Here is a 6,462-nt window from a genome sequence, read left to right as displayed (position 1 = left end):
CCCGCGGCTCCGGCCGCGCCCGCCGCTGCGGCTCCCGCAGCCCCGGCGCCCGTCGCCGCGGCGTCCTCGCCGCGCAGCGCTCCCGCGCCGCGTCCCGAGGTCCGCGCTGAGGCTCCCCGTCCCGCGGAGGCGCCCCGCGAGGAGCGTCCCGCCGCTGCGGCTGCTCCCGCTCCCGAGGCGGCTCCGGCCACCCCGGGCTCGTCGAACATCCCGCGCCCCGGCATTCCCCGCCCCGGCCAGCCGCGTCCGGGCAACAACCCGTACTCGAGCAGCCAGGGCATGCAGCGTCCCGGTGCGCCCCGCCCCGGCAACAACCCGTTCGCGGCCGCGCAGGGCATGCGTCCCGGCGGGATTCCGCGTCCCGCGGCTCCCCGCCCCGGTGCTCCCCGTCCCGGCGCCCCCACGGGCGGCGCCCCCGGTCGTCCCGGCGGTCCCGGTGGCGCAGGTCGCCCCAACGGCGGATTCCAGCGTCCCGGCGGTGCCGGTGGTGGAGCCCGTCCCGGTGGCGGCGGCGGAGCGTTCGCGCGTCCCGGTGGCGGTGCCCCCGGAACTGGTTTCGGCCCCAACCGCCCCGCGGGTGGTGGCGGTCGCGGCCGTGGTCCCGGCGGTGGAACCGCAGGTGCGTTCGGTCGCGGTGGCGGCAAGAGCAAGGCCCGCAAGTCGAAGCGCACGAAGCGTCAAGAGTTCGAGATGCGGGAAGCTCCGTCGCTCGGCGGCGTGAGTGTTCCCCGCGGCGACGGCAGCACCGTCGTGCGTCTGCGCCGTGGTGCCTCCATCACGGACTTCGCCGACAAGATCGACGCGAGCCCCGGCAACATCGTGACCGTGCTGTTCCACCTCGGTGAGATGGCCACGGCGACCGAATCGCTCGACGAGGCCACGTTCGACGTGCTCGGCGAGGAGCTGGGCTACAAGATCCAGATGGTCTCGCCCGAGGACGAGGACAGGGAGCTCCTCGAGGGCTTCGACATCGACCTCGATCAGGAGCTCGAGGACGAGAGCGATGAGGACCTCGAGATCCGTCCGCCGGTCGTGACCGTCATGGGTCACGTCGACCACGGTAAGACGCGACTCCTCGACGCGATCCGCAAGACCAACGTGATCGCCGGTGAGGCGGGTGGAATCACCCAGCACATCGGTGCCTACCAGGTCTGGACCACGCACGAGGGCAACGACCGCGCCATCACCTTCATCGACACCCCCGGTCACGAGGCGTTCACCGCCATGCGTGCCCGTGGTGCCCAGGTCACCGACCTCGCGATCCTCGTGGTCGCGGCCGACGACGGCATCATGCCGCAGACGGTCGAGGCTCTGAACCACGCCCAGGCGGCGAATGTGCCGATCGTGGTCGCGGTCAACAAGGTCGATAAAGAGGGCGCGAACCCGGCGAAGGTGCGTCAGCAGCTCACCGAGTTCGGCCTCGTCGCCGAGGAGTACGGCGGAGACACCATGTTCGTCGACGTGTCGGCTCTCGCCGGCACCGGCATCGACGACCTGCTCGACGCCGTCCTGCTCACTGCGGACGCCGGCCTCGACCTGCGTGCCAACCCGAACAAGGATGCACGCGGTGTCGCGATCGAAGCCCGCCTCGACAAGGGGCGCGGTGCTGTGGCAACCGTCCTGATCCAGTCGGGAACGCTGCGCGTCGGAGACGCCATCGTCGCCGGAACGGCCTACGGCCGCGTCCGCGCCATGATGGACGACACCGGCGAGCCGGTCACCGAGGCGTACCCGTCGCGGCCCGTTCAGGTGCAGGGACTGTCGAGTGTGCCTCGCGCCGGTGACACGTTCCTCGTCACCGAGGAGGACCGCACGGCCCGTCAGATCGCCGAGAAGCGTGAAGCGGTGGAGCGCAACGCCAGCCTGGCGAAGGCTCGCAAGCGCATCTCGCTCGAGGACTTCACTCGTGCGCTCGAAGAGGGCAAGGTCGACTCGCTCAACCTCATCATCAAGGGTGACGTCTCCGGTGCCGTCGAGGCACTGGAGGAGGCGCTGCTCAAGATCGAGGTCGACGACAGCGTTCAGCTGCGCATCATCCACCGCGGTGTGGGTGCGGTCACCGAGAGCGACGTCAACCTCGCCACGGTCGACAACGCGATCATCATGGGCTTCAACGTCCGCCCTGACCCGAAGGCCCGCGAACGTGCGGCGCGCGAGGGTGTCGATGTGCGTTTCTACTCCGTCATCTACGCAGCACTCGAGGACATCGAGTCTTCGCTCAAGGGCATGCTCAAGCCCGAGTTCGAAGAGGTCCAGTCGGGCGTCGCCGAGATCCGCGAGATCTTCCGTTCGAGCAAGGTCGGCAACATCGCGGGTGTCATCGTCCGCAGCGGCACGATCACTCGCAATGCGAAGGCACGCGTCATCCGCAACGGCGTGGTCGTCGGTGACAACCTGGCGATCGAGTCGCTGCGTCGTTTCAAGGACGACGTCACCGAGGTCCGTACGGACTTCGAGGCCGGTATCGGTCTCGGCAAGTTCAACGACATCCAGATCGGCGACGAGATCGAGACGATCGAGATGAAGGAAAAGGTTCGGGCGTAACGATCGCGACAGCGATCGGAACGTCGAAGGTCGAGGAGCGGCGGGCCATGCTTGGTCCGTCGCATCGAGACCTGAGGGCGTAAGCCTTCCGGTCGTGCTCGTCACGACCGGCCGGGAACGGGGAGGGTGCATCGTGGGTTCACGCCGCACTCTCCCCGTTCTCTTCCTACGTCCATCCCTCATGAAGGAGGAACACCATGGCTGATCCCGCACGCGCGGCCAAGATGGCCGACCGCATCAAGGAGCTCGTCGCACGTCGACTCGAGCGGGGCCTGCGCGACCCCCGTCTCGGCTTCGTCACCATCACCGACGTCAAGGTGACGGGCGACCTGCAGCACGCGAGCATCTTCTACACCGTCTACGGCACGCCCGAGGAGCGCGAGGACAGTGCCGCCGCGCTCAAGGCCGCGACCGGGATGCTCCGCACCGAGGTCGGCAAGGGGCTCACGACGCGCCTGACGCCGAGCCTCGAGTTCATCGCGGATGCGATCCCCGAGACGGCCGCGCACATCGAGTCGCTTCTCCAGGAGGCGCGCGACCGCGACGTCGCGGCGCGCGAACTGGCCTCGCGTGCGCAGTACGCGGGCGACGAGGACCCGTACGTCAAGCCCCGCGACCTCGACGAGGAAGACTGACGCGAAACGACCGCGTGATCAGCGAATCGGCTGATCAGGCTGGTGCATAGAACAAGAGAGAGGACCTGCGGCCGGGTGGCGTGTCGCAGGTCCTCTCTTCAATCATGTTGGCCTACTGGGAGCTCGCTGAAGAGTCCCATTCCGGGGGGCGAGTGCCAGCCGTGTGGCCGACGGTCCGCGAGTGGACTCAGTTGATGAGCGACTGGACCTGGACCGCGTTGAGTGCCGACTTGTCGAGCTCCCAGTTGACGACGGCGCTGCCGATGTCGGTGCGACGGCAGGCGAGACCGATCAGGTCGTCCTCATCGACATCGACGAAGTTGCCGATGCTGACCTGCGGTTCCTCCGCGTCCCAGAACGAGACTCCGCCGAACGAGCTGCCGCGTGACACGGACGAGGTGGGGTCGTACGGGACCTCGGCGCTGTTCAGTTCGATGAAAGCGCATCGGTAGTTGGCGCTCGGGACAGCCGTCAGCATTTTGGGGTTGAAAGTGCCCGTGACATACCAGAGGCCCGCGGGCATCGACCACACGCCGTGCACGCGCAGGGTGGTGTCGCCGCCCGTGTAGGTCTCGGCCGCGTCGGAACCCACCAGCAGCTGGGGGATGTTGCCGTAGGCGACGCCGTTCGCCCCGGCGGGGCCGACGGGACCGACGGGCCCGACCGCGCCGTTCGCGCCGTTGGCGCCAGGCGTGCCGTCGATGCCGTTCGCTCCCGCTGCGCCCTTGGCCCCGGTTGCTCCGGCGGCGCCTGTCGCCCCGCGCGCGCCCGCGATCCCGGGGGCGCCCGTTGCGCCCGGTGCTCCGGTCGCACCGGTGGCTCCGTTGGCGCCGTCCGCTCCTGCAGCTCCCGCGGGCCCGATGGGTCCGGCGGTCTCGGAGGCGAGGGCGATGGAGGGCCCGAACCACCCGGCCACAAGACCGAAGGTGCCTCCGCTCAGCAGCAGGCAGATGATCACCGTGATCGCACAGATGACCAGCGTGCGTTTGGTGGATGCGGGGCGCGAATCGTCAGACACGCGGGCGAGGATATCGGCGGAGCCATGTTCGGACCGGCTGGCACGCCGAGCAGATGGAATGACCGTTCTACCGTCCGGTGCGGCGTTCCGCCGTTCAGGGCAGCGAGTAGCGACCGCGGGATTCGACGACGAGGCGATCCCTGAGCAGCCCGGCGAGGATGCGGTCGAGGACCGCCTCGTCCTCGATGTCGCGGGCGAATTCGGCACGCTGCAGCGGATGGGGCACATCGCGCAGTCGAGCCAGGACCTGTCCGCGAGCCTGCCGGTCCGACCCCTCGTACTTCTTCTGCGGTGCCTTCCGCGCGCCGAGGTAGTCGGGATATCCGCTGAGACGCCAGACGCAGACATCCGCGAGAGGGCACTCCTCGCAGCGCGGCGCCCGGGCGGTGCAGACGATGGCGCCGAGCTCCATCATCCCCGCGTTGAATGACCGCGCGGTGTCGCGTTCGTGGGGGAGATGCTCGGACATCGCCTCGAGGTCGCGTCTCGTCGACGGCGGGCCCGGTTCGGCCTGGCCTGCGACCGCTCGCGCGAGCACCCGGCGCACGTTGGTGTCGACGACGGGATGGCGGTGACCGTAGGCGAATGCTGCCACCGCCCGCGCCGTGTACGGCCCGACGCCGGGGAGGGCGAGCAGATCCTCGACGTCCTCCGGCACCCGATTGCCGTGCCGGGCGGCGATCGCGACCGCGCATCCGTGCAGGGCCAGCGCTCGACGCGGGTAGCCGAGCCGTCCCCAGGCGCGCACCGCCTCGCCCGGTGTCTCCGCGGCGAGGTCGGCGGGAGTCGGCCAGCGCTCGAGCCACTCGAGCAGACGCGGCACGACGCGCGCGACAGGGGTCTGCTGCAGCATGAACTCGCTGACGAGCGTGCCCCACGCGCTGAAGCCGGGTCGTCGCCACGGCAGATCGCGGCTGTTCTCCGCGAACCAGGGGACGATCCGCTCGGCGAGCTCGTTCCTGACCGTCACCGGATCACTCTAGACACGCCCCGGTGCGCTCCAACCGTGCCTAGAGTTGCAGGCATGGCGAGATGGGCTGCCGCGAGGGCCGATGTGATCGGCGAGTTCGCGGACGAGATTCTGCACAACTACCGGGGCGGCCGCGCCGTGGTGGGCGTCGACGGCGTGCCGGGCGCGGGTCAGGCGGCCTTCGCCGACGAGTTGGCCTCCGCGCTTCGTGAGCGCGGCGAGACCGCCTACCGGGCGACGGCCGACGCCGATGACGACCCGACGGCCGCGGCGGTCCGGGCGGATGCGATCGAGCCGTTCCGGGCCGGTCGGCCGCCGTTCGACGACCAGGGGTCGGCGATCCTCGTCGTGGACGGCACGCGGCTGCACTCCGAGCAGCTGCTGAGCGCGTTCGCCTACACGATCTGGCTCGCACTGCCCGAGTCGGCGGAGACGGGTCCGCGCGATCTGTCCGACGAGCAGGCCCGCTACGAGCGTCAGCGCGCCCCACGCGTGCGTGCGACCTCGAACGTCGACAACACGGACCCCGAACACCCGCGCCGCACCTTCGCCGACAGCTGCTGACGACTCCGGGGTCACGTCGGCTCCGGAGCGGAGACCGAGCATCGCTCGGTGCTGCTCGGTGCTGCTCGGTGACCGAGCGGAACCGACCTCCGTTTCAGGCTGCGAACGACCGGAGCGCTAACCGGTAGCCTTCCGGGTCCTCCCGCGTCGATGCCGTCATCAGGAGCGCGTTGTCGCCGATGCGGCGGGTGTGAGTGCCGCGGCAGGGGATGGTCACCACCTTCGTGAGTCCCGCCCGCCAGGCGGGGACGAGGGCATCGAGGCAGACCCGTTCCGGCTGCCTGTCGTACGGGAGGGGTCGTGAACGGGGCGATCGGCGCTGAGCTGCCGACCACGAGCTGTGCTCCGCGCCGAATGCCGCCGTCCCGAACTGATCGGACCAGGACGGTCCGATCAGCTGCCGGAGCAGATCGGCGCGTTCGGGGGAGGCATCGGCGGAGGCCTGAAGGGCGGTGAAGATCTCGGGGTCCGGGATCCGCGCCGAGTGACGCACGACGGCGTCCCACACGCCGGGCCATGCCGTTTCCCACACGGCGGTGTCCGCCTGGTCGTCGATGACACGATCCGGGGTCTCGATGAGCAGCGGCGGAAGGTCGTCCCCTTCCGGGTGGAGCCCAAGCGCTTCCCGCAGCCAGAGCAGGTCGAGCAGCGAGGAGGGATACTCGTCGATCGTGATCACCATGTCGTGCGGCCACGGGTCGCCGGGGATCGGGGTCGATGTCTGCATTACC

The 6,462-nt window shown here is 69.9% G+C and carries 6 protein-coding genes; 3 read left to right on the top strand and 3 right to left on the bottom strand.

Translation table 11 applies throughout. The features are described 5' to 3' along the window. On the top strand, positions 1 to 2,544 hold a 2,544-nt coding region (gene infB, locus DDQ50_RS15150), incomplete at its 5' end, for a translation initiation factor IF-2 (RefSeq protein ID WP_116757648.1). 197 nt (positions 2,545 to 2,741) lie between these two features. After that, positions 2,742 to 3,179, top strand: a complete 438-nt coding sequence (gene rbfA, locus DDQ50_RS15145) for a 30S ribosome-binding factor RbfA (protein WP_116757621.1) — start codon at positions 2,742 to 2,744, stop codon at positions 3,177 to 3,179. Between the two features lie 187 nt (positions 3,180 to 3,366). Here the strand turns inward: rbfA and DDQ50_RS17645 are convergent, their stop codons facing one another. Both DDQ50_RS17645 and DDQ50_RS15135 read right to left on the bottom strand, forming a co-directional pair. Further along, positions 3,367 to 4,197, bottom strand: coding sequence for a hypothetical protein (locus DDQ50_RS17645; protein WP_276308418.1), 831 nt, complete (start codon positions 4,195 to 4,197; stop codon positions 3,367 to 3,369). A 94-nt stretch (positions 4,198 to 4,291) separates the two neighbouring features. After that, positions 4,292 to 5,167 (bottom strand): HhH-GPD family protein, encoded by an 876-nt coding sequence (locus tag DDQ50_RS15135; RefSeq protein WP_240614455.1) that lies wholly within the window; start codon positions 5,165 to 5,167, stop codon positions 4,292 to 4,294. A 54-nt stretch (positions 5,168 to 5,221) separates the two neighbouring features. On the opposite strand from DDQ50_RS15135, the gene DDQ50_RS15130 reads away from it, so the two are divergent. Beyond that, the gene (locus DDQ50_RS15130; protein WP_116757620.1) at positions 5,222 to 5,731 is read left to right on the top strand and encodes a nucleoside/nucleotide kinase family protein; all 510 of its coding nucleotides are present in this window, start codon (positions 5,222 to 5,224) and stop codon (positions 5,729 to 5,731) included. 94 nt (positions 5,732 to 5,825) lie between these two features. On the opposite strand, the gene DDQ50_RS15125 is transcribed toward DDQ50_RS15130, so the two are convergent. Next, positions 5,826 to 6,458: a hypothetical protein gene (locus tag DDQ50_RS15125; RefSeq protein ID WP_240614454.1), complete on the bottom strand. Its 633-nt coding sequence runs from the start codon at positions 6,456 to 6,458 to the stop codon at positions 5,826 to 5,828. Between the last annotated feature and the right edge of the window lie 4 nt (positions 6,459 to 6,462).

This window comes from Amnibacterium flavum, from assembly GCF_003097495.1.
In the GTDB taxonomy this organism is placed as follows: domain Bacteria; phylum Actinomycetota; class Actinomycetes; order Actinomycetales; family Microbacteriaceae; genus Naasia; species Naasia flava.
The sequence above is the reverse complement of the archived record's forward strand: the minus strand, read 5'-3'. Positions and strand labels throughout refer to the sequence as shown.